This window comes from Methylophilus sp. 5, from assembly GCF_000515275.1.
Taxonomy (GTDB): Bacteria; Pseudomonadota; Gammaproteobacteria; order Burkholderiales; family Methylophilaceae; genus Methylophilus.
This window is the reverse complement of record NZ_KI911560.1, coordinates 2071386-2096636: the sequence shown is the minus strand read 5'-3', so window position 1 is coordinate 2096636 and position 25251 is coordinate 2071386. Positions and strand designations below refer to the sequence as shown.

The 25251-nt window shown below is 52.1% G+C and carries 26 protein-coding genes; 9 read left to right on the top strand and 17 right to left on the bottom strand.

Going from position 1 to position 25251, the window contains the following annotated elements; all coding sequences use genetic code 11:
- Window positions 1–4 precede the first annotated feature (4 nt).
- From METH5_RS0110060 to rsmD, 5 genes are read right to left on the bottom strand one after another with little or no spacing between them, the layout of a single operon-like run.
- Window positions 5–268: a hypothetical protein gene (locus tag METH5_RS0110060; RefSeq protein WP_029148383.1), complete on the bottom strand. Its 264-nt coding sequence runs from the start codon at window positions 266–268 to the stop codon at window positions 5–7.
- A complete protein-coding gene (gene gloA / locus METH5_RS0110055) occupies window positions 261–668 on the bottom strand; it encodes a lactoylglutathione lyase (RefSeq protein WP_029148382.1) in 408 nt (135 codons plus the stop codon). Before gloA ends, METH5_RS0110060 begins: the two co-directional genes overlap by 8 nt.
- A 44-nt stretch (window positions 669–712) precedes the next feature.
- Window positions 713–967 (bottom strand): YfhL family 4Fe-4S dicluster ferredoxin, encoded by a 255-nt coding sequence (locus METH5_RS0110050; RefSeq protein WP_029148381.1) that lies wholly within the window; start codon window positions 965–967, stop codon window positions 713–715.
- A gap of 38 nt (window positions 968–1005) precedes the next feature.
- Window positions 1006–1494 (bottom strand): pantetheine-phosphate adenylyltransferase, encoded by a 489-nt coding sequence (coaD, locus tag METH5_RS0110045; protein ID WP_029148380.1) that lies wholly within the window; start codon window positions 1492–1494, stop codon window positions 1006–1008.
- Window positions 1495–1533: 39 nt separating this feature from the next.
- The gene (gene rsmD / locus METH5_RS0110040; protein WP_029148379.1) at window positions 1534–2073 is read right to left on the bottom strand and encodes a 16S rRNA (guanine(966)-N(2))-methyltransferase RsmD; all 540 of its coding nucleotides are present in this window, start codon (window positions 2071–2073) and stop codon (window positions 1534–1536) included.
- 130 nt (window positions 2074–2203) lie between these two features.
- Between rsmD and METH5_RS0110035 the strand changes: the two genes are divergently transcribed.
- The gene (locus METH5_RS0110035) at window positions 2204–2410 is read left to right on the top strand and encodes a PLDc N-terminal domain-containing protein (protein WP_029148378.1); all 207 of its coding nucleotides are present in this window, start codon (window positions 2204–2206) and stop codon (window positions 2408–2410) included.
- A 63-nt stretch (window positions 2411–2473) separates the two neighbouring features.
- On the opposite strand, the gene METH5_RS0110030 is transcribed toward METH5_RS0110035, so the two are convergent.
- Entirely contained in the window at window positions 2474–3784 is a 1311-nt protein-coding gene (locus METH5_RS0110030; RefSeq protein WP_029148377.1) for a pitrilysin family protein, read from the bottom strand.
- Window positions 3785–3838: 54 nt separating this feature from the next.
- Window positions 3839–5215 (bottom strand): pitrilysin family protein, encoded by a 1377-nt coding sequence (locus METH5_RS0110025; RefSeq protein WP_029148376.1) that lies wholly within the window; start codon window positions 5213–5215, stop codon window positions 3839–3841.
- A 243-nt stretch (window positions 5216–5458) separates the two neighbouring features.
- On the opposite strand from METH5_RS0110025, the gene ftsY reads away from it, so the two are divergent.
- From ftsY to ftsX, 3 genes are read left to right on the top strand one after another with little or no spacing between them, the layout of a single operon-like run.
- Window positions 5459–6445, top strand: coding sequence for a signal recognition particle-docking protein FtsY (gene ftsY, locus METH5_RS0110020; RefSeq protein WP_029148375.1), 987 nt, complete (start codon window positions 5459–5461; stop codon window positions 6443–6445).
- Window positions 6446–6478: 33 nt separating this feature from the next.
- Window positions 6479–7156 carry a cell division ATP-binding protein FtsE gene (locus METH5_RS0110015; protein ID WP_029148374.1) on the top strand — a complete coding sequence of 226 codons (678 nt, stop codon included), beginning with the start codon at window positions 6479–6481 and terminating at the stop codon, window positions 7154–7156.
- 25 nt (window positions 7157–7181) lie between these two features.
- Window positions 7182–8072, top strand: coding sequence for a permease-like cell division protein FtsX (gene ftsX, locus METH5_RS0110010; protein ID WP_029148373.1), 891 nt, complete (start codon window positions 7182–7184; stop codon window positions 8070–8072).
- 739 nt (window positions 8073–8811) lie between these two features.
- Here ftsX and METH5_RS0110005 read toward each other — a convergent pair.
- Complete coding sequence (locus METH5_RS0110005) at window positions 8812–10458, bottom strand: electron transfer flavoprotein-ubiquinone oxidoreductase (RefSeq protein ID WP_029148372.1); 1647 nt, start codon at window positions 10456–10458, stop codon at window positions 8812–8814.
- Window positions 10459–10471: 13 nt separating this feature from the next.
- Window positions 10472–11410 (bottom strand): LysR family transcriptional regulator, encoded by a 939-nt coding sequence (locus METH5_RS0110000; RefSeq protein ID WP_029148371.1) that lies wholly within the window; start codon window positions 11408–11410, stop codon window positions 10472–10474.
- A gap of 152 nt (window positions 11411–11562) precedes the next feature.
- Between METH5_RS0110000 and METH5_RS0109995 the strand changes: the two genes are divergently transcribed.
- From METH5_RS0109995 to METH5_RS0109985, 3 genes are all read left to right on the top strand, one after another.
- A complete protein-coding gene (locus METH5_RS0109995; protein ID WP_029148370.1) occupies window positions 11563–12315 on the top strand; it encodes an electron transfer flavoprotein subunit beta/FixA family protein in 753 nt (250 codons plus the stop codon).
- Window positions 12312–13241, top strand: a complete 930-nt coding sequence (locus METH5_RS0109990; RefSeq protein ID WP_029148369.1) for an FAD-binding protein — start codon at window positions 12312–12314, stop codon at window positions 13239–13241. Before METH5_RS0109995 ends, METH5_RS0109990 begins: the two co-directional genes overlap by 4 nt.
- Window positions 13242–13305: 64 nt before the next feature.
- Window positions 13306–14088, top strand: coding sequence for a ferredoxin--NADP reductase (locus METH5_RS0109985; protein WP_029148368.1), 783 nt, complete (start codon window positions 13306–13308; stop codon window positions 14086–14088).
- Between the two features lie 60 nt (window positions 14089–14148).
- Here the strand turns inward: METH5_RS0109985 and METH5_RS0109980 are convergent, their stop codons facing one another.
- Complete coding sequence (locus tag METH5_RS0109980; RefSeq protein WP_029148367.1) at window positions 14149–15570, bottom strand: MFS transporter; 1422 nt, start codon at window positions 15568–15570, stop codon at window positions 14149–14151.
- A gap of 254 nt (window positions 15571–15824) precedes the next feature.
- Here METH5_RS0109980 and METH5_RS0109975 point away from each other — a divergent pair, with 254 nt between their 5' ends.
- A complete protein-coding gene (locus tag METH5_RS0109975; RefSeq protein WP_029148366.1) occupies window positions 15825–16475 on the top strand; it encodes a tetratricopeptide repeat protein in 651 nt (216 codons plus the stop codon).
- A 27-nt stretch (window positions 16476–16502) separates the two neighbouring features.
- Window positions 16503–17072: an outer membrane protein gene (locus tag METH5_RS0109970; RefSeq protein ID WP_029148365.1), complete on the top strand. Its 570-nt coding sequence runs from the start codon at window positions 16503–16505 to the stop codon at window positions 17070–17072.
- Between the two features lie 75 nt (window positions 17073–17147).
- Here METH5_RS0109970 and METH5_RS0109965 read toward each other — a convergent pair whose 3' ends face one another.
- From METH5_RS0109965 to ureE, 7 genes are all read right to left on the bottom strand, one after another.
- Window positions 17148–17939 carry an SDR family NAD(P)-dependent oxidoreductase gene (locus METH5_RS0109965; RefSeq protein WP_029148364.1) on the bottom strand — a complete coding sequence of 264 codons (792 nt, stop codon included), beginning with the start codon at window positions 17937–17939 and terminating at the stop codon, window positions 17148–17150.
- 33 nt (window positions 17940–17972) lie between these two features.
- Complete coding sequence (locus METH5_RS0109960) at window positions 17973–18905, bottom strand: response regulator transcription factor (RefSeq protein ID WP_029148363.1); 933 nt, start codon at window positions 18903–18905, stop codon at window positions 17973–17975.
- On the bottom strand, window positions 18902–22330 hold the full coding sequence (locus METH5_RS0109955) for an ATP-binding protein (RefSeq protein ID WP_029148362.1): 3429 nt from the start codon (window positions 22328–22330) through the stop codon (window positions 18902–18904). The genes METH5_RS0109960 and METH5_RS0109955 overlap by 4 nt, the downstream gene beginning before the upstream one ends.
- Before the next feature lie 192 nt (window positions 22331–22522).
- Window positions 22523–23086, bottom strand: coding sequence for a HupE/UreJ family protein (locus tag METH5_RS0109950; protein WP_029148361.1), 564 nt, complete (start codon window positions 23084–23086; stop codon window positions 22523–22525).
- A gap of 181 nt (window positions 23087–23267) precedes the next feature.
- Entirely contained in the window at window positions 23268–23921 is a 654-nt protein-coding gene (gene ureG, locus METH5_RS0109945) for an urease accessory protein UreG (protein ID WP_029148360.1), read from the bottom strand.
- Window positions 23918–24601 (bottom strand): urease accessory protein UreF, encoded by a 684-nt coding sequence (locus tag METH5_RS0109940; protein ID WP_029148359.1) that lies wholly within the window; start codon window positions 24599–24601, stop codon window positions 23918–23920. The genes ureG and METH5_RS0109940 overlap by 4 nt, the downstream gene beginning before the upstream one ends.
- Window positions 24594–25094, bottom strand: coding sequence for an urease accessory protein UreE (ureE, locus tag METH5_RS0109935; protein ID WP_029148358.1), 501 nt, complete (start codon window positions 25092–25094; stop codon window positions 24594–24596). The genes METH5_RS0109940 and ureE overlap by 8 nt, the downstream gene beginning before the upstream one ends.
- Window positions 25095–25251 lie beyond the last annotated feature (157 nt).

Below are 25251 nucleotides of genomic sequence, written 5' to 3'. Positions count from 1 at the left end.
TTATTTATTGCGCGGCCGCGGCTGTCAGCCGTTGTTGAATCGCCACCAGTTCACCCGCGACATCCGGGCCAAACTCTTCATACTGGTGACCACCGGTTTTGGCATACCAATATTGGCTGTTCCAAGTATCGCCTTCAACTTTATGCAGCACGGCATGAATCCAGTTGGCCGTGCTGTCACTGTAGTCTTGTGCAATATTGTGGGCGGCATCCCAATCGCCTGCTTGCGCCAGCGACACCGCCTCTAGCAAATGGCTGTGATTAGACATTCGCCGGGTACTCAATGGTACCCTTCTGAATAAACTCAATTTTATAGCCGTCCGCATCCTCAACAAAGGCAATCACGATGGTGCCGTGCTTCATTGGACCGGCCTCACGCACAACCTTGCCGCCTTTGGCTTTCACCAGTTCACAGGCCTTGTATGCGTCTTCTACCTCAATCGCCATATGGCCATAGGCGGTGCCCATGTCGTAGGCCGTTTTGCCATAGTTGTAGGTGAGTTCCAGCACGGTATTGTCATACTCGTTGCCGTAGCCGACAAATGCCAAGGTAAACTCGCCATCAGGGTAATCCTGGGTACGGATCAGCTTCATGCCCAGCACGCTGGTATAAAAATCAATCGAACGTTGTAAATCGCCTACGCGCAACATGGTATGTAACACTCGCATCATTCACTCCTTGTGATCTGTATTGCTTATTTTAATGGCTACGGTTAACTGGCAACGGCGGTAATCCGCACATACTTTTCCATCAATTGTGCCTGCGTTTCAGGGCGATCAGGGTCAAGCGGTATACAACTGATCGGGCACACCTGCTGACATTGCGGCTTGTCGTAGTGACCCACACACTCGGTGCACAAGTCCGGGTTGATTTCATAGATTTCTGCGCCTTGCGAAATGGCCTCATTCGGGCACACCGGCTCGCACACATCGCAGTTAATACATTCGTCGGTAATAAATAAAGCCATGGCTCTTTTACACAGGGATTCTCTAATATGGCAACGGCTTAAGCGGTTGCCAGTTTTTGTTTGATCGCAGCTTCGACGCCAGGCGACACAAACTGGTTCACATCGCCCCCCAGGCGCGCCACTTCACGCACCAGGCTGGATGAAATAAACATAAACTCTTCTGCCGGGGTCATAAACAAGGTTTCGAGCTTTGGGTAAAGCTTGCGGTTCATGCCCGCCAGCTGAAATTCGTATTCAAAATCGCTGGCCGCACGCAAACCGCGAATCACCATCTGCGCGCCCTGTGTTTGCACAAACTGCATCAGCAAGCCATCAAAACCGACCACACGAATGTTGTCACCATAAAACACTGACTCTGCCAGCGCCACGCGCTCTTGCAGGCTAAACAAGGTTTGCTTGCTGGTGCTGCCTGCCACGGCCACAATCACCTGGTCAAACAGGTTGGCGGCCCTGCGCACAATGTCTTCATGCCCCAGTGTAATCGGGTCAAACGTGCCCGGATACACTGCCACTCTGAGTTTACTCATTCACCTTTACCCCGAATATTTTTTTAAGGTGTTCCTGACCTATGCTTGCACTGGCTGCAACAAATGATAAAACACCTGCCCCGCCTTGCCGGACTTGATCACTTGCCAGTCCGAGTCGGATTTTAACGCATATTCTGCTTCTACATACAGCAAACCATCTGCGGCCAAATGGCTACTCAACTGCGGCAACAACTTATCCAGCCACTGTTTATGGTAAGGCGGGTCGCAAAAAATCACATCATAACGCTGTTTGTTTTGCGCTAAAAACTGCAAGGCATCCAGCTGCCGGATATCCGCCTGCGTCGCGCCCAGCAAGTGCTGATTTTGCAGCAAGGCCTGCACAGGCGCTTTGGCCAACTCCAGCATGGTCACCTGACGGGCATTGCGTGACAAAGCCTCAAAGCCCAAGGCGCCAGTGCCTGCAAACAGATCCAGGCAGATTTTGCCGGTGAGTTCTTGCCCCAACCAGTTAAACAGCGTCTGGCGTACGCGGTCAGAGGTCGGGCGCAAGCCTTCTGCGTCTGGAAACTTAAGCACCCGGCTGCGCCAGACCCCAGCATTAAGGCGAACTTGATTCATAAATACAGCTCTATGGTTAGTAACGACAAAGCATGATTATAAAGGCGTTCGTCGCGTCAGCCACATTTACATAACGATCCATGCAAATGGATCGTGCTATGATTCACGGCAATTAACAAAGGAAAACAGCATGGAATTTTTACTTGGGTTTGGATTACTGGGTAGTCTGATTGCACTGGCACTGGGTTTGTTTTGGGTATGGATGCTGGTGGACTGCCTGGCCAACCAAAGCGAGGACAAATTGGTCTGGTTTCTGGTGATTTTTTTCCTTAACCTGCCGGGTGCTTTTTTATACTACCTGCTGGCACGTAAAAAACGCATCGCGCCCTCCGTTTAAAATTATCCTCCACGCTACAAAAAAGCCGACCTACAGGTCGGCTTTTTTATTACAGCGCACTGCTTACTCTGCGCCCACAATCACCGTTACAAAACGCTCAGGATGAACGCGCCGCTTAAACGCATCATTCACCTGCTGCACTGTCACCTGCGACACATGCTGGTTAAAGCTATCCAGGTAGTCTAGCGGCAACTTATAAAAACCAATCATATTCAGGTATTCCAGAATTTTACTATTGCTGTCTATGCGCAACGGAAAGCCGCCAATCAGGTTATCCTTAGCCGCCATCAGCTCCTGCTCGGTCGCGCCTTTATCAACAAACTGTTGCACCGTGTCTTTCACCAGTTTGAGCGCTGCATCGGCCTGCTCTTTTTTGGTTTGCAGGCCAATCTGAAACGGCCCTAACTGGCTCATGGGCATAAAATAACTGTACACACTGTAGGCAAGGCCGCGCTTTTCACGTACTTCTTCCGTCAGCCGTGACACAAAACCGCCACCACCCAAAATATAGTTACCGACATACAGCGGAAAAAAGTCCGGGTCGCCACGCATATTGCCGGGCTGGCCTAGCAGTATGTGCGCCTGCATGGCCGGGTGCGGTATTTTTTTAACACTGGCCGTCGTCGTGGCGGTCACTGGCGGCACAGGCGCGACCGCAGGCCCTTGCGGCAAACCGGCACTCAAATGCTCGGCAATCTGCTTGGCTTGCTCGGTGGTCAAATCCCCCATCATGGCAATCACGGCAGATTTAGCCGTGTAGTAGGACTGGTAAAACTGGCGTAACTGCGCCACCGTCAACGATTGCACGGTCGAAATCTCGCCGTTTTGGTCTAAGCTGTAAGGATGCATGCCGTATACCGACTGCATAAATGCTTTTTGCGCGATGCTGTCAGGCTCGGTTTCTGCTTCTTGCAACGCGGCCACTATGCGCGCCTGTTCACGCGCGAGCACGCTTTGCGGAAAATCAGGTTTATGTAATACCAACGCAAACGCATCCAGCGCTGCCTGCTGTTCACTGGTGAGTGTACGCAACTTAAAACTGGCGCGGTCTGCATCAAAGCTGCCCCCTAATATGGCACCAATATCCGCAAAGCGATTAGTCAGGGTTTCTTCTTCCAGTCCACCGGCCACCAGTGCCATCAAGTGATGCGTCACCGCCGCGGTACCGCCGGTTGCAGGGTCGTCATACGCACTGCCAGCACGAAAATTAACGCTGACATCCATTATAGGCAACGAGTGATTTTCGACAAAATAAACCTCACTGCCGTCTGCTGTCGTCCAGTGCTGAATGTTCAACGCAGCCAACACGTTGGCGGCATAACTTTGCAACAGCAATGCCAGCAACGCTACTTTTAAAAAACCAATTACGTTCATGTTGTTCCTTGATTCACCGATCATTTAAGGTGCTTGAAATAAAACCAGAATAAGTTAGTGCTGATGTGGGCGACCAACGGGCTTCTGCTGCGCGTCAATTGGTTGCGGATCCAGGCTGACCAGTGTCATCTGATCTGCTAACAAATACTTTTTAGCCACCGCTTGCACTTGCTCGGACGTCACCGCCTGCACCCTGGCTGCGTTATTTTGCAGCAATGTCAATGGGTAGCGCATGGTTTCCAACTGGCCAATTTGCATCGCCTGGTAAAACACAGAGTCCCGTTTATACACATCTGCCGCAATCACTGCTGCTTTAACTCGATGCAACTCAGCTGCGGTCACGCCGTTCTGCTTGAGCGCATCAATTTGTGCCCAAATGGCTTGTTGCAAGGCTTCTTGCGTCACACCGTCACTCGGCGAAGCCGCCACTTCAAAAGTCGACGTCTGGCCACGGTTGGTACTGTCATAGCCAGTATCAATCTCCAGTGCAATGGCCTGTTCACGCACCAGTTTCTGGTTGAGGCGCGCAGCAGCATTGCCACTCAAAATACTCGACAACACCTCCAGCGCGTATGGCTCCCAGTCTTGCTCGCTATAAGCCTCGCTATTTTTAAGCGCAGGCGTATGAAAGCCCATCACAAAATAAGGCAGTTTGGCCGGCGCTTTGACGATGGCGCGACGCTCACCAATCTGCAACGGTTCGACTTGTGGCTTACGCGCAGGCAAAGGCTTAGCCACCAGTTTGCCAAAGTTTTTTTCGGCCAGCGCAAACACCTCTTGCGCCTTGACATCGCCAACCACCACCACGGTCGCATTGTTGGGCGCATACCAGGTGCGATACCACTCACGCGCATCAGCGGCGGTCATGTTTTCCAGGTCGTTCATAAACCCCACCACCGGGCGCCCATAAGGGTGTGCCCGATACACTGAAGCTTCAAACTGCTCATTGACGCGTGATTGCGGTTTGTCTTCGGTACGCCAGCGGCGCTCTTCTTTCACCACTTCAATCTCTTTAGCAAACTCGGCATCGGTGATTTGCAAGTTGGCCATGCGGTCGGCTTCGAGTTTAAACGACAGCGGCAATCTGGATTTTTCCAGTTGCTGGAAATAACAGGTGTAGTCTTTGCTGGTAAAAGCATTTTCTTTACCCCCGGCCGCCGCCACCTGGCGCGAAAATTGGCCCGCAGGGACTTTTTTAGTACCCTTGAACATCATATGTTCCAGCACGTGCGCCACTCCGGTTTTGCCATTCACTTCATCTAGCGAACCTGCACGATACCAAACCTGAGACACCACCACCGGCGCTCTATGGTCTTCTTGCACAATCACTTTCAAGCCGTTTTTGAGGGTGGTTTGCACAATCTCGGCATGCCCCTGCACGGCATAACTACTGATCAGCACAGCCAACCACCATGGGCGTGCTAAATTCATTGATATTTTCATAGGATTAAATTCAAATAGGATTAAATTCAAATAGGATTAGATTTAAATAGTTGTCGGATTCAACATGGGAAGCGTAAAAGAAATTGAACAGCCTTGTTTGTGACCTGCCCACGCCTGCGTTAGTTCGAACGCCTCAGAAACAGTCGCCTCAAGCAAGCTTGTCTGCGCCTAAACATGGCAGGAAACGTCGATTCAGCTTAAAATGACGATATTACCGAGTTTTAAGCCACCATGTTTAATCCTTTTGCGAAAAAATCCGAACCCGTCACCCCCATTGAAACCGAAGCCCCAGGCTTAAGCTGGACGCAGCGCTTAAAAAATGGCCTGGCCAAAACACGCCAGCAACTTGGCGGCCAACTCAGCGCCTTGTTTGGCGGCGGCAAAATTGATGAAGACATTTACGAAGAGCTGGAAACCATCCTGCTCACCTCTGACGTTGGCGTGAACGCCACGCAATACCTGCTCGATCAACTGCGTAGCCGGGTCAAAAAACAAGACCTGCAAGATACCATTGCGCTCAAGCAAGCCTTAAAAGATACCTTACTAGAACTGCTCTCACCGTTAGAGTCACCGCTGAATGTCAGCGGCCACCAGCCTTATGTGATGATGATGGTGGGCGTCAATGGCGCCGGTAAAACCACCACCATCGGCAAGCTGGCTAAATACCTGCAAGCCCAAGGCCACAGCGTCCTCATTGCCGCCGGCGATACTTTTCGCGCCGCCGCCCGCGAGCAATTGCAGGTGTGGGGCGAGCGTAACGATGTGCATGTAGTCGCCTCAGAAAGTGGTGACCCGGCTGCCGTGATTTACGATGCGGTGAATTCTGCCATCGCCAAAAAAATTGACGTCGTCATCGCCGACACCGCAGGCCGCCTGCCAACGCAGTTGCACCTGATGGACGAAATTAAAAAAGTACAACGCGTGATTGATAAAGCTTTGCCGGGCGCACCGCACGAAATTTTACTGGTGCTCGACGCCAACACTGGCCAAAACGCCGTTAATCAGCTCAAAGCCTTTCATGAAGCACTGGGCGTCACCGGGCTGGCACTCACCAAGCTGGATGGCACGGCCAAAGGCGGCGTCATTGCTGCGATTGCCCACCTCAGTCAGCAATCTGCCAGCAAGACGCCGGTCCGCTTTATTGGCGTCGGTGAAAGCATTGATGATTTACGCCCGTTTAATGCCAATGACTTTATTGATGCTTTAATTGATGACTAACTCATTCATGACCAGCCCTGCCCGCTTAAAATTATGATTGTTTTTAATAATGTCAGCATGCGCTATCCCAATAGCGCACATTTATTCCGTCAGGTCAGCTTTAGCATAGACAAGGGCGATTTTGTGCTGGTTACCGGCCACTCGGGCGTGGGTAAAAGCACCCTGCTCAAACTCATGGCGGGCATAGAGCTACCCTCTAGCGGGCGTATTTTGATCAACCAGCAGGATATCAGCCAGTTGCACCCCAACGCGGTGCCTTATCTGCGCCGCCGTTTTGGCCTGGTGTTTCAAGACCACAAGTTGCTGTATGACCGCAACAGCTTCGACAATGTGGCTTTGCCATTAAGCATACAGGGTATCACCGGTGAAGAGGCTGCCCGCCGCGTGCGTGCCGCACTGGATAAAGTCGGCCTGCTCAACAAAGAAAAAGCTATGCCGATCACTTTGTCTGGCGGCGAACAACAACGGCTGGCGATTGCGCGTGCCGTGGTCAGCCGGCCGTCTATTGTCATTGCAGACGAACCCACCGGCGGGCTGGACCAAGCCGCGTCGCTGGAGATCATGCAGTTGCTCAAAGCATTTAACGATGTCGGCGTGACAGTGGTCATTGCTATGCATGACGTGTCCCAGGTCAGCACCATTGCCTACAGAACCTTGCATATTGACCAGCAAACCATCAGTGCCATGCCCACACAAACGGCCATGCTATGAGTGCCCTATTAATGAGAGTAAGTGCATGAAAAACTGGCTCAACCAACACGCGCTGACCATAGACCTGGTGTTGCAGCGCTTAAAAAACCACTGGCTGAATACACTCACCATCTGCATGGTCATCGGCATCACCGCCACCCTGCCCGGCTTGCTGTTTGTTGGCCTGGATAACCTGCAAGACATGTCGCGTACGATCAAGCAAGATGCACAAATCAGCGCATTCTTGAAGTCATCAGTAAATGCCAACCTGATTCAACGCCTGATTAATGACGTAGAGGCCTTACCGCAGGTGAAAGAAGTCCGCTACGTGCCGAAAGAAGATGCCATCAAGCAACTAGGGGCGCAGTTTTTGCAAAAAGACCTGCTGGTCGATTTGCCACAAAACCCGTTGCCAGATGCGCTGTTTATCACGCTGACAGACACGCAACCGACCTCGGTCAAACCTGTACAAGCACTATTGCAAAAACGCGGTGAGGTCGAAGAGCTGGTGATTGACAGCGTGTGGATTGAGCGCTTGCACGCCATGCTGTTACTGGGTAAACGCATCGCGATTATTTTCGCCAGCCTGTTAGGCATTGCCATGATTACCGTGATTAGCAACACCGTGCGTATGCAAGTACTCACGCACGAAGCAGAAATTGAAGTCAGCCGCCTGATTGGCGCCACGCATAGTTTTATCCGCCGCCCGTTTTTATATATGGGCAGCGCTTATGGCTTGGGTGGCGGCCTCATCGCCGTCGCTTTATTATTCATGATTGTGTGGAACCTGAAGCAACCGGTGCAACTGTTGGCAAACAATTACCAAAGCAACTTTCAGTTGGTGTTTCACCTGTTTAATGTGGGCGGGCTAATGTTGCTGAGCACCATTGCTATTGGCTGGATTGCAGCGTTTATTGCGCTGACACAGAAGCGCTGAGCGAAGGCTGTTTTATGAACAATCTATTTCGCCTTTTCGGCGACCATTCTTTCTTATGCTTGTCCATAAGAAAGAAGGCAAAGAACAAGACACCCTAGCTTCCGCTTATTTCCTGCGTTGCTCATCAACGTGGGCGTCCATTGAAACTCGCCCTAACAAGCCACACAAGACGTGGCTTGTTGCGGAGCTCAAACAGGCAATGGCCGAAAACTCCCACGCTGACTGCGCTACTCGGCGCGTCAGATAGGGGCCCGTTGAAACCCACCACGATTAGACGCTCGTTGAGCATATAACATGTAACGCGCTCAATACTCTTGCTAGACTTAACAAACGACTCTCTATTGTTCTGTAGCGGTGATCAAGCGGGATGCGATGTAAAAAGCTTCACGTTAGGTTAAAGCGTGTGGTTTTATGGGCCCCTATCTGACGCGCCGAGTAGCGCAGCCAAAACAAGGGAGAAGGGAGCGACTGTCCGAGTCCCGCAGCAGCTCACGCTTTTTGTGAGCTGCCAGGTCGAGTTTCGTGACCGCTTGTTTTGGCGAGCAACGCAGGAATCAAGCGGAAGCTAGGGTGCATTTCTTTTGGTTACTTATTCTTTGGGCAAGCAAAGAAAAGTAACTCGCCAAAAGGCGAAAAGAAACGCCACATATCTAAACCTAGACAAATACAATTCGCATCCCCACTGCAACACCTCAGTTAGATCCGAAGCATAGTGGAAACGACTACGTGACTTTACCAATCACTGCGAAACATAATTCGGCCCACTACCGCCTTCTGGTGGTACCCAATTAATATTTTGCGTCGGGTCTTTAATATCGCAGGTTTTGCAATGGATGCAGTTTTGCGCATTGATCTGCAAGGTTTTCTCGCCCGCCTGCTCAACAAACTCATACACGCCTGCCGGGCAATAGCGTTGCTCTGGCCCGGCATAACGCGGCAGGTTTACCCGCACCGGCATGTCGGCCACCCCTAATTTCAAATGGCAGGGCTGCTGGTCATCATGCGCAATATTGCACAAACTCACAGAGCTGAGTTTATCAAACGTGAGCACGCCATCGGGCTTGGCATACACTGGTTGACGGCTGTTTGCGGCATCGGCAAGCGTAGCGTGATCAGCCGAAGTGTGTTTTAGGGTCCAGGGCAACGTAAAGCCCCAACTGGACAGCCACATTTCTGCACCACCGAGTACGGTACCCGCCCAAGTGCCCCAGCGTGACAAATAAGGTTTAACGTTACGCACAGCGCTCAACTCTTGCCACACCCAAGAGGCACGCAGTTTTTGTGCATAACTGGTCAACACCTCGGGGCTGCCTTGCTCAATAGCTTCAAATACCGACTCTGCCGCCAGCATGCCAGACTTCATTGCGTAATGCGTGCCCTTGATTTTAGGCACATTGACCAGTCCCGCGCTGCAACCAAGTAAGGCTCCGCCCGGAAAAGCCATCTCAGGCAACGATTGCACGCCGCCTTCAGAGATTGCGCGCGCGCCATAGCTCAGGCGTTTACCGTCTTGCAGCAAGGCCTTGAGTTTAGGATGCGTTTTATAGGTTTGGAACACATCAAACGGCGACAAGTAAGGGTTGCTGTAATCCAGATGCACGACATAACCGACCGAGACCAGGTTTTCACCATGGTGATAAATAAAACCGCCGCCACCGGTGTTGGCATCTAACGGCCAACCCAGTGTATGCTCAATCAAGCCTTTTTGGTGCAGCTCAGGCTTCACACGCCAGACTTCTTTAAAGCCGATGCCATATTTGGCCGGGCTAGATGCTGCGCGTAAACCATAACGCGCTTCGAGTTGTTTAGTGAGTGAGCCACGCGTGCCCTCGGCCACCAGCGTGTATTTGGCGCGAATTTCGATGCCAGGCGTGTAGTTGGCCGTTGGCTCGCCTTGTTTGTCCAGGCCCATATCGCCAGTAATCACGCCTAGCATACGGCCATGTTCGTCGTAACTTGGCGTTTGTGCAGAAAAACCGGTGTAAATCTCCACACCCAGCGCCTCAGCCTGCCCGGCCAGCCAGCGGCAGACTTCGCCCAGGCTGATAATATAATTGCCATGATTGCGCATCAATGGCGGCAAGGTCCAGTCAGGCATAGGCCATGACTTCTCCTCGCCCAGCACGACAAAAGTATCTTTGTTCACTGGCGTATTCAAAGGTGCACCTGATGCCTGCCAGTCAGGCAATAACTCCTGCAAGGCTTTCGGGTCCAGCACAGCGCCCGAAAAAATATGGCTGCCAACTTCAGCGCCTTTTTCCAACACGCAGACGCCCAGCGCCTGACCTTGCGCCTGTGCTAATTGTTTAAGTCTGATGGCTGCGGACAAGCCGGCCGGGCCTGCCCCGACAATCAGCACATCGTATTCCATGACATCTCTTTCCATCTTTGCTCCTTCGTCAGGCAATGGCCGGAATATCAATCAGATCGCTACGCGTCGCCCCTTGGGTAAACGCCTGGCAAAACGCCAAAAATTGACGAATGCCACCGGTTTGATATTTTTGCCTGTGCCATAAAAAATAAAAATTACGGTGAAACTGCAAGCTATGGTTCTCAATCGGCACCAGGCTACCGCGCCTGAATGCATCCTTGAGTGCCAGCCTTGAAATGCAGCCTATGCCTAAACCAGACTCCACCGCGCGCTTGATCGCTTCGGTGTGCTCAAGCTCCAGTGTGATATTGAGCCGTGAATAATCCTGCTTGAAAGCGCGGTCAAAGGTCTCACGCGTACCCGAGCCTTTTTCACGCACTATCCACGGTTGCAGCAGTAAATCTGACTTGTGGATGGTTTTACCAGTTTGTGCAATCTGTGCCAGCGGATGCGTGGGCGCCGCAAAAATCACTAATTCGTCAGCAATCCAAGGCGCAACGGCAATATCCGGGTGATTACATTCGCCCTCTATCATACCCAAATCCAGTGTATGATTCGCAATTTGCTCGACGATAGTACGCGTGTTTTGTACCTGCAACTGGATGTGGCTTTGCGGATATTGCTGCAAAAATTTGGCCACCAGCAAGGTGACTAGGTAGTTGCCCACGGTGAGGGTTGCGCCAATTTTGAGATGCCCATAGCCTTGCTGGCCCTGTAACATGCGCTCGATTTCGCGCGCCCTGTCCAGTAGCTCAACCGCCTTTGGCAACAATTGCTGACCAGCCTCATTGATGCGCAAAGACTTGCCCACCCGGTCAAACAACTGAATATCAAATTGCTTTTCCAGCTCAATCAACGCGGTGCTGGCGGCAGATTGCGACAAAGCGAGTTGATTGCAAGCGCGGGACACACTACCAGCGCGGCTGATAGCCACAAAAATCTCCAGCTGTCTGAGCGTGTATTTCATTGAGGGATAAAGGATTGCGCGCTAATTGCGCCGCGTCAAAATTAATCTACAAAATAGATATATATTATTATAATAATCAATTTAATAAATATTACAAGCTAGCTTAAAATGCTAGCTTACGAGCTAGAACATCTAATGAAGGCAAACGTTTTATGAAAGCACTGGTAGCGATCAAACGGGTCGTTGATTATAACATTCAAGTCCGCGTCAAAGCGGACGGTTCTAATGTAGACATTGATGGCGTCAAAATGGGCATCAATCCGTTTGATGAAAACGCGATTGAAGAAGCCATTCGCCTTAAAGAAAAAGGCATTGTGACTGAAATCGTTGCCGTAACCATAGGCGGCGCTGCCAACCAGGACATCCTGCGTCACGCACTGGCCATGGGCGCAGACCGCGCCATGCTGGTTGAAACACAAGAGACCTTACACTCCCTTGGCGTAGCCAAAGTATTGAAAGCGCTGGTCGAGCGTGAGCAACCGCAATTGATTTTGCTGGGCAAACAGGCAATTGACGATGATGCAGGCCAAACCGGCCAGATGCTGGCAGCATTGCTCAAATTGCCACAAGCGACCTACGCTTCGCAAATCACCATCGAAGGCAACCAGGCGACTGTCGTCCGCGAAATTGATGGCGGCACACAAACCCTGGCAGTCAGCCTGCCAGCCGTGATTACCGCTGACCTGCGCTTAAACGAGCCGCGCTACGTCAAGCTGCCTAACCTGATGATGGCCAGAAAGAAACCACTGGAAAATGTGCCATTGGATTCATTGAGTGTTTCTCTGACGCACAACGTGCAACAGCTCAAAGTCGCCACCCCGCCTGAGCGCCCTGCCGGCATTATGGTGAAAGATGTGAATGAGTTATTGAGCAAATTGCGCACGCACGAGGGGATCATCGGATGAGAACACTGATTATTGCCGAACACAACGGCCAACATTTAAATGAACAAGTCGCGCGCGCCGTGACGGCTGCCCAACAATGGCAACAACCGGTGGACGTGCTGATTGCAGCCGCACAGCCGGACGCGTTGGCTGCACAAGCCGCCACCCTGCAAGGCGTGAGCAGCGTATTGGTCGCTAGCGACGCCGCTTTGCAACACCCCACCGCCGAACACCTGGCTGACATTATTGTGCCACTGGCCGCCAACTACACTGTGGTGCTGGCTGCGCATAGTGCATTCAGCAAAAATGTATTGCCGCGTGTAGCCGCGCTGCTTGACGTCAACATGCTGTCCGACGTGCTCGAAATCGTCAACACCAACACTTATGTACGCGGCATTTATGCTGGCAATGTACTGGCAACCGTGCAAAACAGGGACGCGATTCAAGTACTGACCGTGCGCGGTAGCAAATTTGCAGCCGCAGCAACAGGCGCTGCTGCCGAAGTGAAAGCAATTACAACGCCTGCCGCCCCGGCTGGCAGCCGCTGGATATCAGAGGCGTTTAACAAATCCGAGCGCCCAGCGCTGACTGCCGCTAAAGTGGTGGTTTCTGGTGGCCGTGCACTGGGTAGTGCTGATGCATTTGCTCAAGTTATCGCGCCATTGGCAGACAAACTGCATGCCGCGATTGGCGCCAGCCGTGCCGCTGTGGATGCAGGCTATGCGCCTAACGACCTGCAAGTCGGCCAGACTGGCGTGGTGGTTGCGCCTGAGCTGTATATCGCTGTCGGTATTTCCGGCGCGATTCAGCACGCTTATGGCATGAAAGACAGTAAGGTCGTTGTGGCGATTAACCAGGACCCGGAAGCGCAGATTTTCAAGATTGCAGATTACGGATTAGTGGCTGATTTGTTTGAAGTCGTACCGCAACTGACCGCTGCGCTATAATAGCCTGTTAGAATAAACCCTTTAAATTCAACCCCTTTGCCTAGTCGCGAGTAAAAGATAAGACATGAGTAATAAAAAATATTCCACCGAAACGATTCTGAGCGTTCATCACTGGAACGACACCTTATTCAGCTTTAAGGCCACTCGCGACCCAGGTCTGCGTTTTGAAAATGGCCAGTTTGTGATGATAGGCATGGAAGTTGACGGTCTGCCACTGACCCGTGCTTACAGTATCGCCAGCCCTAACTATGAAGAGCATCTGGAGTTTTTCAGTATTAAAGTGCCTAACGGCCCGCTGACTTCACGCTTGCAACACTTAAAAGTAGGTGACCCATTGCTGGTGAGCCGCAAGCCAACCGGCACGCTGATTACCTCTGACCTGAAACCAGGCAAAAACCTGTACTTCTTCTCAACCGGCACTGGTTTGGCACCGTTTATGAGCCTGATTCAGGACATTGAAGTCTACGACCGCTTTGAAAAAGTCATCCTGATTCACGGTGTACGCTACGTCAACGAGTTGGCCTACGAAGAGTTCATCACTAAAGAATTACCGAATAATGAGTTTTTTGGCGAAGAAATTAAAAACAAGCTGATTTACTACCCGACTGTCACGCGCGAGCCGTTTAAAAATATGGGTCGTCTGACTGACCTGGTAGAAAATGGCAAACTGTTTACCGACATTGGCCTGCCGCCATTGAACCCGGAAACAGACCGCGCCATGATTTGCGGTAGCCCGGCCATGCTGGTCGACACCGCTGCCATGCTGGACAAACGTGGTTTCAAAGTCTCACCACGGATTGGTGAGCTTGGCGACTACGTGATTGAAAAAGCGTTTGTAGAAAAATAACTGCACTTGTCTGGCTGTTATCTCCTGGATAACAGCCAGTTTCACTCCCTTCTGCCCCCCCTATTCTCGCCTCGCGTCTTTCATCCCTAGTGCAGCGACAATCGCCAGCGCAAACACCGCCGATAATAGCAAAAAGCCTTGCGCATAAGCCTCAAAAATACCGGGGGCGACCATGCCCAACACGCGTTCGCGCCACTCCATAAACACCGCCATCATGGTCACGCCGACCACGCCCCCTAATTGTCTGGCATAACTGACCACGACTGAAGACTGCCCTAACTGGTGCGGCTCCATTTCATGCAACGTGGCTAGATTGAGTGCTGGCAGAATCAAGCCTAAGCCAACCCTGCCCACCACGGTGGCAGCCACAATATCCCAGTATTGCACTTGGTCAGCCGCCACGGTAAACACCAAAAATGACAGACCAAACACCACCAGACCGGCCAGCGTGATGCGCTTGGGCGAAAAGCGATCAGCCATGCGTCCGGCAAATGGAATGGTCAGCACCAGCGCCAACCCCGAAGGCAGCAACAACAAACCGGCATCGGTCGCTGAATAAGCCATGGCATTTTGCAAAAATACCGGAATCAGGTAGGTCGACGCATATAAGCCAAAGCCATAAGCAAATGCCACCAAGGTGCCGCGGCTAAACGTCGGCCGGTTAAACAAATGCAACTGGATAATGGCATGCGGCAATTGATGCGCATGGCGCAGATAACAAAGCATAGAGACGACAGTCAGCGTCGCTTGCCCCCAGGTCCACATTGAAACCAGCCCGCTATGATGCAAACTGGAGACAAACTCCACCAAGCCAATAGTGGCGGCTGACAGCCAGCCTAAACCCGGCCAATCAAACGGTTTGATGGGGTTTTTACGCGGTGCAGGCAGCCAGCGCCAGGCCGAGAATAGCGCGATGAGCGCAAATGGCACGCCCAGCAGAAAAATAGCATGCCAGCCAAACTGATCCAGCAACCACCCACTAATAGACGGGGCAATCGCAGGCGTGAATGCAATACCCACAATTAAAATGCCCGAAGCGCGCCCCTGAATATTGGGTGGAAACAAACGCATCAGCGCCATCACGCCCAGTGGTTGCAACACGCCAGCAGCCAAACCTTGCAGTAGGCGCGCAATCACCACCTGCACAAAGGTGTGCGCATAAAAACCCGCCACACTGGCGGCAATCAGCAAGCACAGCGTTGTCATAAATACCCGCCGCAGGCCAAAACGCTCCAGCCACCAGGCCGCGGGCAACATGCCTATGGTCATGGCCGCCAAAAACGCCGTCATCGCCCACTGCACGTGATCCTGCCCCAGGTGAAAAGTATGCGTTAGCGCGGGCACCGCCACATTAAAGCTGGACGTACACAAGACGCCAGCAATAGTGCCAACGCCGATAATCAGCAGCACCATCCATTTATACCGCTCACCATAGCGCTGCGACAGCGCCTCAAAAGAAAGCACTTGTGTGTTTATCTGCATCACGATTCACAATCTATTCATTGATTATTTTTTCTGGCATCCCGCTGACCATAGCATGCATTTTTTGCACAGTCACCTCCTGTGACCCTGCAAAAAAAGCAGGGTTCTCTTCTACAGCAAGCCTAAACACCTGCGCCCGCTGCAAAAATAAAAGAGTAACTATATGATTTATTTAAAGAACATTTGTTTTTTTGCCAACCCTTAAGACTGGCACTCTTATTGCAAAAATGTCCTTATTTAAACTGGGAGCCATTGTGAAACGTTTGATCATGTATACCTGCCTGGCCTTGCTAACCAGCGCCGCCCTTGCAGATGAAGCACTGGATAATGAATTGGCCAGCCTGCAACATGCCTGGGCAAAAGCCACCTACCAAACAAGTAAAGACCAGCAAGAAGCCTCTTTTAAAACCCTGAGCGAACAAGCGCACCAGCTAACAGCGAAAAACCCGGAGGCGAATGAGGCGCAGATATGGGAAGCCATCGTACTGGGTGGCTACGCCAAAAGCATGGGGCCATTACACCCGGTCAATGCCTTGAAAGCTGCCGAACAGGCGCGCGACTTGTTACAAGCCAGCATCAAAACCAATCCACAAGCGCTCAATGGCTCGGCCTACACCACGCTAGGTTCACTGTACTTTCGCGTACCAGGCTGGCCGATTGGTTTTGGCGACAAGAAAAAAGGCCGCGAATACCTGGAAAAAGCCTTGCAACTCAACCCGACCGGCATAGATAGCAATTACTTTTATGCGGATTATTTACGGGCGCAAGGTGACAACGCCCAAGCGGTGACTTACTACCAGAAGGCCTTACAAGCACCTGCGCGCCCTGGCCGTGAAGATGCAGATGCTGGCCGCAAGCAGGATATCGAAGACGGCCTGAAACTGGCGCAGAGCAAACTTAAATAAGATTCATCAATAGCTATTGGAGTAAGCATGATACGTAAACAGATCCTCTTATTGTTAATCAGCAGTGTGACCTTCGCCACACCACTCTGGGCCGCGGCTGAAGGGACGAGTACTGAAGGCTTTTATGCCGGTGCTAACCTGGGCATGGGCATGCCTAACCTCAAAACACCCAACGGGGTCGACAAAGACAGCCAAGCCGTGGCCGGTGTGCTCGCCGGTTATAAATTTAACCCGTATTTTGCCGTCGAAGGCCAATATACCGGCATAGGCAAAGTCACCGACAATGTGCATGGCAGCGTCAAGGCAGATGCACTCAGCCTGACTGCCGTCGGTATTTTGCCACTCAACGATGCCTTTGATGTGTATGGAAAATTAGGCGTTGCCGCCACCAGCAGCAAAGTGTCAGGCTTAAGTGCTTATGACGATGCGACACACATGGGTGCCACCTATGGCTTGGGTGCGGAGTACCATTTTGACAAAGCAGTCTCTATGCGCGTGGGCTGGGACCACTATCGGGCCGAAGTCGATGTCAACAGCGGTGGCAGCAAATCTTTTGACTCTAATGTGACTACGGTAGGCGTTGTTTACCACTTTTAGGTATCTGGTGTTTTCCTCTCTCAACACCAGATACCGGCCTGCCGGGAATTGATCGCCCTGGTAGGCCGTTTCTCTTTAAAACGCACTTTTTATCACGCCACCATCCACCCGTAATGCCGCGCCATTGGTGGCTGAAGACAAGGGGCTGGCGATATAAGTCACCAGATTAGCCACCTCTTCAGTTGTTGCAAAGCGTTTAATCAGCGAGGTTGGCCGTACATGCTCAAAGAATTCTTTTTCAAAACTTTCTGCTGACTTTTGCTCGGCTTGCGCCATGGCTTCTACAAAGTCACCCACGCCTCTCGAACGAGTCGGGCCGGGCAAAATGCTATTGACCGTAATTTGCGTCCCCGCCAGCGACTCTGCCAGACCACGCGCCACGGCAATTTGCGCCGACTTGGTCATGCCATAGTGAATCATTTCCGGCGGAATCTGTATGCCGCTCTCACTGGAAATAAATACAATACGCCCCCAGTCCTGCTGCTTCATATAGGGCAGATACAATCTGGACAGTCGCACACCACTCAGTACATTGACATCAAAAAAACGCAGCCAGTCAGCATCCGGAATGTCTTCAAACGCTTTAGGTTCAAAAATCCCCAGGTTATTGACCAGGATATCAACCTCAGGATGCGACTTAACCAAAGCTTGCGCCACGTCTGCCTGACTCAGGTCTCCGGCAAACCCTTGCACATGACCGCCCGTTTGCTTGGTTAATGTTGTCACCACCTCTGACACCGAAGCCTGCGAGCGGCCATTGATAATGACCTGTGCCCCTTCTTGTGCCAGCTGGCTGGCGATGGCCAGGCCGATGCCAGCAGTTGAACCTGAGACGAGTGCTTTTTTACCTGCCAGTTGTAGATCCATGGATACTCCTTGAGTAGATGAAGTTGGATTTGCCTAGAACTTGATTTTTGACGCCACCAGTGAAGCCGCCGCCGTTCTGGTCTCGACCCCCAGTTTTTGGAACACATGCTCCAGGTGTTTATTAATGGTACGCGGGCTGGTGCCTAAAATCTCACCGACATCCTTATTGGTTTTGCCCTTGACCGTCCAGTACAGCACCTCTGATTCGCGCTTGGTCAATTGAAATACTTTACCTAGCGATTCAATTTGCAGTTCGTCTGAATGCTCGCGTAGCACCACCACCCATTGCTCTTCGCTGGTATTGGCCACCGTCAGGCTCAAGCGCGCATTGCCCTGATTCACACTGAGTGTTTGCATGGACTGCCCGCTGGAAAACTGCTGGATAGAGCTTTCTAACCATTGGTAAATCATAGGCGGCAATGTTTGTACCGCGCTATAGGCTTCTTTGGCTGCCCATTCGGCAAAATACTGTTCCAGGTATTGCTTGGCCAGTGGCGTTTGCCACACCAGGCGTTTATCGGTGGGCAAAATGGCAATGGTCGCCTGGCCAAAGGCATCCAGTGCAGAGGTGGCCTGATGCATTTTGGTCGCATTCTGCACATGGGCTTTTAGTCGTGCCAACACTTCTGCCGGGCGCACCGGCTTGGTCACATAATCGACACCACCGGCATCAAACGCCATGGTGACGTGCTCGATTTCGGTCAGGCCTGTCATAAAAATCACCGGGATATGCTGGGTTTCTGCAGCTGCTTTGATGCGCCTGCAGGTGGCAAAGCCATCGAGGCCGGGCATCATGGCGTCCATTAAAATCACATGCGGCTGCATCAGGTGCGCCACTTGCAATGCCATTTCGCCCGAGTTAGCGACATAGACCTGGTAGCCGGACTCATCCAGTGCGTCATGCAGATAGGCCAGATTTTCTGGCACATCATCCACAATTAACACGGTATGGCTGTGGCTGGTCATTGGGTGTACTCCTCAATCAAACGTTGCAGTTTAGCAAAATCAAAGCGTTCCATGGCCTGTTGTGACGCGTGAATGAACGGTTGATGTTGCGCATAGTCGCTGTTCAGCGTCGCCAGCACCTCGCGCACGCCTTTCACGTAGCCCATGCGCGCGAACTGGCCCATGCTCTCGAGCAATGCCGCCGGAATAGGTTGCATAGCATCAGCATCGCTCACAGACAATGGCGGTGGTGCAAGCTTGGCGGTAGCGCTATCGGCATAGCGCCAGGTCAGACCGAGCTGATTGCCTATCCAGTCCAATACTTCGTCGAGATTCACCGGCTTGACAAAGAAGTCCTGCGCCGGAATCTTGGCCTGGTTATCCAGGCTACGGTCATAGGCGTTGGCCGAGATAATGGCAATTGGCAATTTGGATTGATGCACCTGGCGAATAATATAAGCCGCCTCCCAGCCATCCATCACCGGCATGGCTAAATCCATCAAAATCAAGTCTGCATGTACCATCTGGTATTGATTCACACAGGCCTGGCCGTTGCCTGCTTCATGCACAATAAAGCCCAGTGGCTGCAAGGCATCGCGCAACAGCTCGCGATCAACTTCCTCATTATCAACCACCAATATGGTGCGTACAGGACCTTCGTAACCAATGCGCTGGCGCACGGCTTTTTTCGACAAATGCGCGGTTTCGCGAATCTGCGGTAAAAACAGGCGAATTTCAAACCGCGTGCCTTGCCCCAGCACGCTATCAAACTGCATTTCGCCCCCCATCAGTTGCGTGAGCAATTTACTGATGGTTAAGCCTAAACCGGTGCCGCCAATGCCAACCACATCTGCCGCACTGCCGCGCTCAAACGGCTCAAAGATTTTTTCGACTTCATTAGGTGCGATGCCGGGGCCGGTATCTGCAATATCAATTTGCGCAATTTCACGCGCATAACTCACCTTGAAAGTCACACTGCCCTTGGTGGTAAATTTGACGGCATTGCCTAAAATATTCACCAGAATCTGCATCAGCCGCTTATGGTCGGCACGCACGTACTCCGGCAAATTGCCTGGCTGCTCAAAATAAAAGGCCAGGCCTTTGTTTTGTGCCTGCAGCTCAAACATGCTGACCATCTGGCTAATAAACTCTGGAAAATGCAGCGGTTTAACATCAAACGTCATCTTGCCGCTTTCAATGCGCGCAATATCCAATGTGCTTTCAATCAGCGATAACAAATGCTCGCCGCCGCGGCTAATGGTTTTAATTGCCTGCTTGCGGTGCTCAGGGATACTGTCGTCATTGGTGAGCAACTGCGCATAGCCCAAAATGCTATTAAGCGGCGTGCGTAGCTCGTGGCTAATGCCGGTAATATAACGGCTCTTGGCCTGGTTGGCTTCTTCTGCCAGCCTGCGCGCTTTTTGCAACTGCGTATCGGTTTTTTTATGTGACTCAATTTCTTCCAGCAACAACCCGGTTTGCCGGTTAGATTCTTCTTGCGCCACACGGCGACTGGCAGAGGTGAGCACCAGCCACCAGGCGACGATGCCGCCCAAAAACAGCAAAGCGACAAACACTTTTAAATACCCGGAGCGAAAGTGCTGCATCAGCCCGGGGTATTCACGGCCGACCGTCAGCGCATCATGCAGGTAAATCAAGCCGATGGTGGCGCCAAACAAAATCATGGCGATCACCATCAGCAACAAAAAGTGCGCCACGCCGCCATTTAAATGCGGCCATAACCGTGGCGGCAAAAACTTTTTATTCAGTGCCTCCCATTGCGCACTCAGTCTGGCCTGGGGTTTGCAGGCATCATGGCAACGCGCATCCAGGCAGCAGCATAGTGAGCAAATCGCACCGCCATAGGCCGGACAATGCGCCATGTCACTCACCTCATACTCGCGCTCACAGATCACACATTGCTTGGTGGTCGAGGGTTGCAAATAAGTGGGGCGCTGTCTGGCCAGGTAATATTTACCTTTGGTGTACCAGGCAATCAGCGGCGACATGAGCAACGCGGTAAACAGCGAAATAAAAGTAGAAAACGACTGCGCCAATACGCCCATGATGCCGGTATAAGCGGCAATCGAAATCGCCGACGCAATAAACATGGCGCCGACACCCACCGGGTTAATATCGTATAAATAAGCGCGCCTGAACTCAATGCCTTTGGGGCTTAATCCCAGCGGCTTATTAATCACCAGGTCAGCCACCACGGCGGCAATCCAGGCGATGGCAATATTGGCATACAGGCCTAATATTTCTTCCAGCGCCTGAAATACATTGAGCTCCATCAGCACAATGGCGATCATGACGTTGAAAGCTACCCACACAATGCGGCCGGGGTGACTATGCGTGAGGCGGGCAAAAAAGTTGGACCACGCCAGCGAGCCCGCATAGGCATTGGTCATATTGACCTTGATTTGCGACACACAGACAAACAGCGCCGTCACCGCTAACGCCACCTGGTGATTACTAAACACATGCTCAAAACCGACCCAGTACATATGGGTAGGATTCACCGCCGAGCTAAGCGGCATATCGCGGTTATACACCAGGTAAGCCAGCAAAGCCCCCGCCAACATTTTGAGCATGCCAAGAATCACCCAGCCCGGGCCCGCCATCAGTACGCCTAAGTTCCAGCGCCAGTAATTTTCTTTGTTACGCTCGGGCATAAAGCGCAAAAAGTCAACCTGCTCGCCAATCTGCGGGATCAGCGCCACCCCCACAGCAGTCGCCGTGCCAAACATCACCCAGTTAAAGTGGCCGCCATCGGTAGAGACCCCCGCAAACGTACTCAAGCGATGCAGTACATCCGGGTCCATCTGGATAATGGCAAAAAACGGCAAAAACATCAGCGCAATCCAGATCGGTTGCGTGATCATCTGAATACGGCTGATCAAGGTCACGCCATGCGTCACCAGCGGAATCACAATCAACGCACTGACCAGATAGCCCAGATATAACGGTAGATGAAAATACAGCTCGAGCGCATAGCCCATAATCGCCGCTTCGAGCGAAAACAGAATAAACGTGAACGAGGCATAAATAAACGAAGAAATGGTCGAACCGATATAGCCAAAGCCCGCGCCGCGGGTAAGCAAATCCATGTCCAGGCCATATTTGGCGGCATAGTAGCTAATTGGCAAGCCGGTTAAAAAGATAATCAGGCCAACGGCCAGAATCGCCCACAAGGCATTAGGGAAGCCATAATTAATGGTAATCGTGCCGCCAATCGCCTCCAGCACCAAAAACGAAATCGCGCCCAGGGCCGTATTCGAGACCCGCAGAATAGACCACTTGCGAAACGCACGCGGCGTGTAACGCAGCGCATAATCTTCTATGGTTTCATTCGCCACCCAATTGTTATAGTCGCGCCGAATTTTGACGATACGCTGTATCGGCTCGGCATGCGGTACGGGTGAGACTTCAGACGGGTGTGACAATCAACAATCCTTAAAAAGACGGGACCGTAAGAGGAAAATAAGCGCCCCAAGCTATGCTAGAGCAGGTGACAAAATCAATCACTACGTTAATTGACGTAATGCATGTGAAAGCATGCCACAAATAAAAAATGCGGATAACAAACTTATCCGCATTTTACGTTTACCTCGGCCGTGAGTGGCTGCGGGCGTCGCTTAGGCCCAGAGCAAGCTGGCGCCAAACACCAGCATCAAGCCGCCCAACAGCTTAGACGCAGACTGTACCCAAGGCTGTGTCTGACGGCCCAACCACCAACCCAAACCATGCAAAAGCGCAGTGGCCAGTACCATACCAGCCAGCGCGGTCCAATGACTACCTAACTCAACGCCATGCAAATAGCCATGGGCGGCGGCGATCACCGCGACACCTGCGAGCTGAATACCGCGTGATAAAGCCACCTCTGCCAACAACAAACCGCCCATCACCAATACGCTGGCGGCGACCAGTAACTCAGCCAGTGAAGCAGATAACCAGCTCATCGCGGTGAAAGCGGCAATAGCCATCGCCACCACAAACATCACAGGCAACTGCCAACCCTGCCCCTGCGGACGCCGCGCGGCCCAGACACCGAGTGACAACATCACCAGCAAGTGATCCCAGCCTGTGAGTGGGTGCAGAAAGCCTGCCGCAAAGCCAGACTCCAGGCCGTGACCTGGATGGGCAAACGCGCTGGTGGATGCGACCAGCGTGGCAATAGCTAACAGAATATTTTTTTTCATTCAATCTTCTCCAAACGAACTGCATTCACGATGAGTAAAGTCGTTCACCCACCAAATTTTCTATATTGATTTAAGGGCCAACATTGGTAATGCGCGTTTGTGGCGAGGCGTATCGGCGCAGACAATACATACTAGTACGGCAAGCCGATACAACGCCGCCACGGACGCGCAGTGCCAATGTTCAAAGCATCAGGCCTTGCTGCTCAATAAACTTTACGATGTCTTCCAGCCCTTGCCCGCTTTTAAGGTTGCTGAACACAAATGGCTTTTCGCCACGCATGCGTTTGGCATCCTGATCCATGACCTCCAGCGAAGCGCCTACCATGGGTGCCAAGTCTATCTTGTTGATCACGAGCAAATCAGACTTGGTGATGCCGGGGCCGCCTTTACGCGGGATTTTCTCCCCGGCAGCCACATCAATCACATAAATCGTTAAATCAGACAACTCCGGGCTGAAGGTCGCCGCCAGGTTATCACCGCCACTTTCAACAAACACAATATCCAGCGTTTTAAAGCGCTTGCTCAACTGGTCCACCGCTTCGAGATTCATAGACGCATCTTCACGAATCGCGGTATGCGGACAGCCGCCGGTTTCAACACCGATAATACGCTCTGGCGTCAGCGCTTCATTGCGCGTTAAAAACTCGGCATCTTCCTTGGTGTAAATATCATTGGTCACCACCGCGATATTGTAGGTCTCTCGCAGGCGCTGGCAAAGCGCGAGGGTCAGTGCGGTTTTGCCTGAGCCAACCGGGCCACCAATGCCCACCCGCAATGGCTCTTTGTAGTCAGTGACGGCGGGCGTGGGGGACTCAAACTGGGTATGTATTTTCATGATCTAAATAACCTGCTGTATTGTGTTTCGTGTTGACATCCGGCAATGCTGAGCAAGGGATTAAAGTTGCTCATTTCATCCTCCGGCAACTGCATGGCGGCTTGTATGACCGGCGGTAATTGTTCGCCCAAGGCGAGCAAAATGGTTTGCCCGGCCACTTGCCCGAGCGGTACGGCTTTCATGGCAGCACTGGCCTGGTTTTCTAACCAGCCCCAGGCGTAGCCATGCAACATTTGCTCATGAGCAATCTGCCAATGCTGGGCGACAGCGGCATACATGGTTGGAAAAGCCGGTGCATCCAAGGTGTTGAGTTGTGCCACCAGTGCCGCCGGCATCTCTTTTAATTCATTTAACAAACGGCGCAACGAATAGCCCATCTGCCGCGTCTCGGCCCAGCCTTCTGCCGTATCACGCCCGGCCTGATAAAAAGCATCCCAGTGCTGCACTTGCAGCAGGTCGCCCATTTGCCAGGCCTGATATAGCTGATAAAGCACAGGCAACTCAAAACGCGCATGATAAATCTGCAAACTGTCACCGATCCAGGCTTGGGCAGTCGCTACATTGTTCACTTCGCCAGAGTCAATCGCCCACTCCAGCCCCTGCGAATAGCAATAGGCGCCCACCGGCAGCATAGGGCTGGCGAGTTGCAGCAAACGGCTCAGTGCCAAGGCATCAGCCATGCTCGCTGCCCCGCGCTTTGATACGTGGCCGTAACGCCTGCAAACCATCCTCATCGTGGCCATGCCTGTGACCACCACCGTAAGCACCTGCTTCTGGCTCAAACGGGGCATGCACTTCGCTCACTTGCATGCCTAATCCCAGCAGCATATCCCTGAGCACATAATCTTGCTCGAGGCGCAACCAGCCATCACCAATCTGCAACGGCACATGACGGTTGCCTAAGTGATAAGCCGCGCACATCAACGCACGTGGCGTTGGTGCAATCACGTTGTAAACCGGCTCTTGTGCGGCAACAATCTGCACCACCATGCCCTCTTCTGATTTAAGTAAATCGCCCCCACGCAAAATGATGCCGCGCGTTAAAAATAGCGCAGCCTCTTTGCCTGAGGCCAATATGACGCGCAGGCGGCTTTTTTGGCGCTGATCAAACGGCAGCTCCAGGCTGTCGTTAATATGGCCGCTCACGGTAATACGTTCGGTTAAGTGAATCATTCTAAAGTTTCAATCGCCTATCAATGTGCGAACGGGATAAAGTTCAAGGCGCACGGAACACAGAAACCGCAATGTACAGATAGTACATGAGGATTTCGAAAACGCAGTTTCAGTGTAGGCTAACCTTAAGGTTATGCCGCAACTAAAAAACCGCGCA

Bases quoted from the DNA above. Each gene is read 5' to 3' on its own strand.
- coaD (WP_029148380.1), bottom strand. From the start codon at position 1,494: ATGAGTAAACTCAGAGTGGCAGTGTATCCGGGCACGTTTGACCCGATT.
- gloA (WP_029148382.1), bottom strand. From the start codon at position 668: ATGCGAGTGTTACATACCATGTTGCGCGTAGGCGATTTACAACGTTCG.
- METH5_RS0109985 (WP_029148368.1), top strand. From the start codon at position 13,306: ATGAGTAATAAAAAATATTCCACCGAAACGATTCTGAGCGTTCATCAC.
- METH5_RS0109940 (WP_029148359.1), bottom strand. From the start codon at position 24,601: ATGGCTGATGCCTTGGCACTGAGCCGTTTGCTGCAACTCGCCAGCCCT.
- METH5_RS0109970 (WP_029148365.1), top strand. From the start codon at position 16,503: ATGATACGTAAACAGATCCTCTTATTGTTAATCAGCAGTGTGACCTTC.
- METH5_RS0109990 (WP_029148369.1), top strand. From the start codon at position 12,312: ATGAGAACACTGATTATTGCCGAACACAACGGCCAACATTTAAATGAA.
- METH5_RS0109995 (WP_029148370.1), top strand. From the start codon at position 11,563: ATGAAAGCACTGGTAGCGATCAAACGGGTCGTTGATTATAACATTCAA.
- ftsY (WP_029148375.1), top strand. From the start codon at position 5,459: ATGTTTAATCCTTTTGCGAAAAAATCCGAACCCGTCACCCCCATTGAA.
- METH5_RS0109960 (WP_029148363.1), bottom strand. From the start codon at position 18,905: ATGACCAGCCACAGCCATACCGTGTTAATTGTGGATGATGTGCCAGAA.
- METH5_RS0110015 (WP_029148374.1), top strand. From the start codon at position 6,479: ATGATTGTTTTTAATAATGTCAGCATGCGCTATCCCAATAGCGCACAT.
- ureE (WP_029148358.1), bottom strand. From the start codon at position 25,094: ATGATTCACTTAACCGAACGTATTACCGTGAGCGGCCATATTAACGAC.
- rsmD (WP_029148379.1), bottom strand. From the start codon at position 2,073: ATGAATCAAGTTCGCCTTAATGCTGGGGTCTGGCGCAGCCGGGTGCTT.
- ureG (WP_029148360.1), bottom strand. From the start codon at position 23,921: ATGAAAATACATACCCAGTTTGAGTCCCCCACGCCCGCCGTCACTGAC.
- METH5_RS0109965 (WP_029148364.1), bottom strand. From the start codon at position 17,939: ATGGATCTACAACTGGCAGGTAAAAAAGCACTCGTCTCAGGTTCAACT.
- METH5_RS0109950 (WP_029148361.1), bottom strand. From the start codon at position 23,086: ATGAAAAAAAATATTCTGTTAGCTATTGCCACGCTGGTCGCATCCACC.
- METH5_RS0110000 (WP_029148371.1), bottom strand. From the start codon at position 11,410: ATGAAATACACGCTCAGACAGCTGGAGATTTTTGTGGCTATCAGCCGC.
- METH5_RS0110050 (WP_029148381.1), bottom strand. From the start codon at position 967: ATGGCTTTATTTATTACCGACGAATGTATTAACTGCGATGTGTGCGAG.
- METH5_RS0110030 (WP_029148377.1), bottom strand. From the start codon at position 3,784: ATGAACGTAATTGGTTTTTTAAAAGTAGCGTTGCTGGCATTGCTGTTG.
- METH5_RS0109980 (WP_029148367.1), bottom strand. From the start codon at position 15,570: ATGCAGATAAACACACAAGTGCTTTCTTTTGAGGCGCTGTCGCAGCGC.
- METH5_RS0110060 (WP_029148383.1), bottom strand. From the start codon at position 268: ATGTCTAATCACAGCCATTTGCTAGAGGCGGTGTCGCTGGCGCAAGCA.
- METH5_RS0110005 (WP_029148372.1), bottom strand. From the start codon at position 10,458: ATGGAAAGAGATGTCATGGAATACGATGTGCTGATTGTCGGGGCAGGC.
- ftsX (WP_029148373.1), top strand. From the start codon at position 7,182: ATGAAAAACTGGCTCAACCAACACGCGCTGACCATAGACCTGGTGTTG.
- METH5_RS0110035 (WP_029148378.1), top strand. From the start codon at position 2,204: ATGGAATTTTTACTTGGGTTTGGATTACTGGGTAGTCTGATTGCACTG.
- METH5_RS0110025 (WP_029148376.1), bottom strand. From the start codon at position 5,215: ATGAATTTAGCACGCCCATGGTGGTTGGCTGTGCTGATCAGTAGTTAT.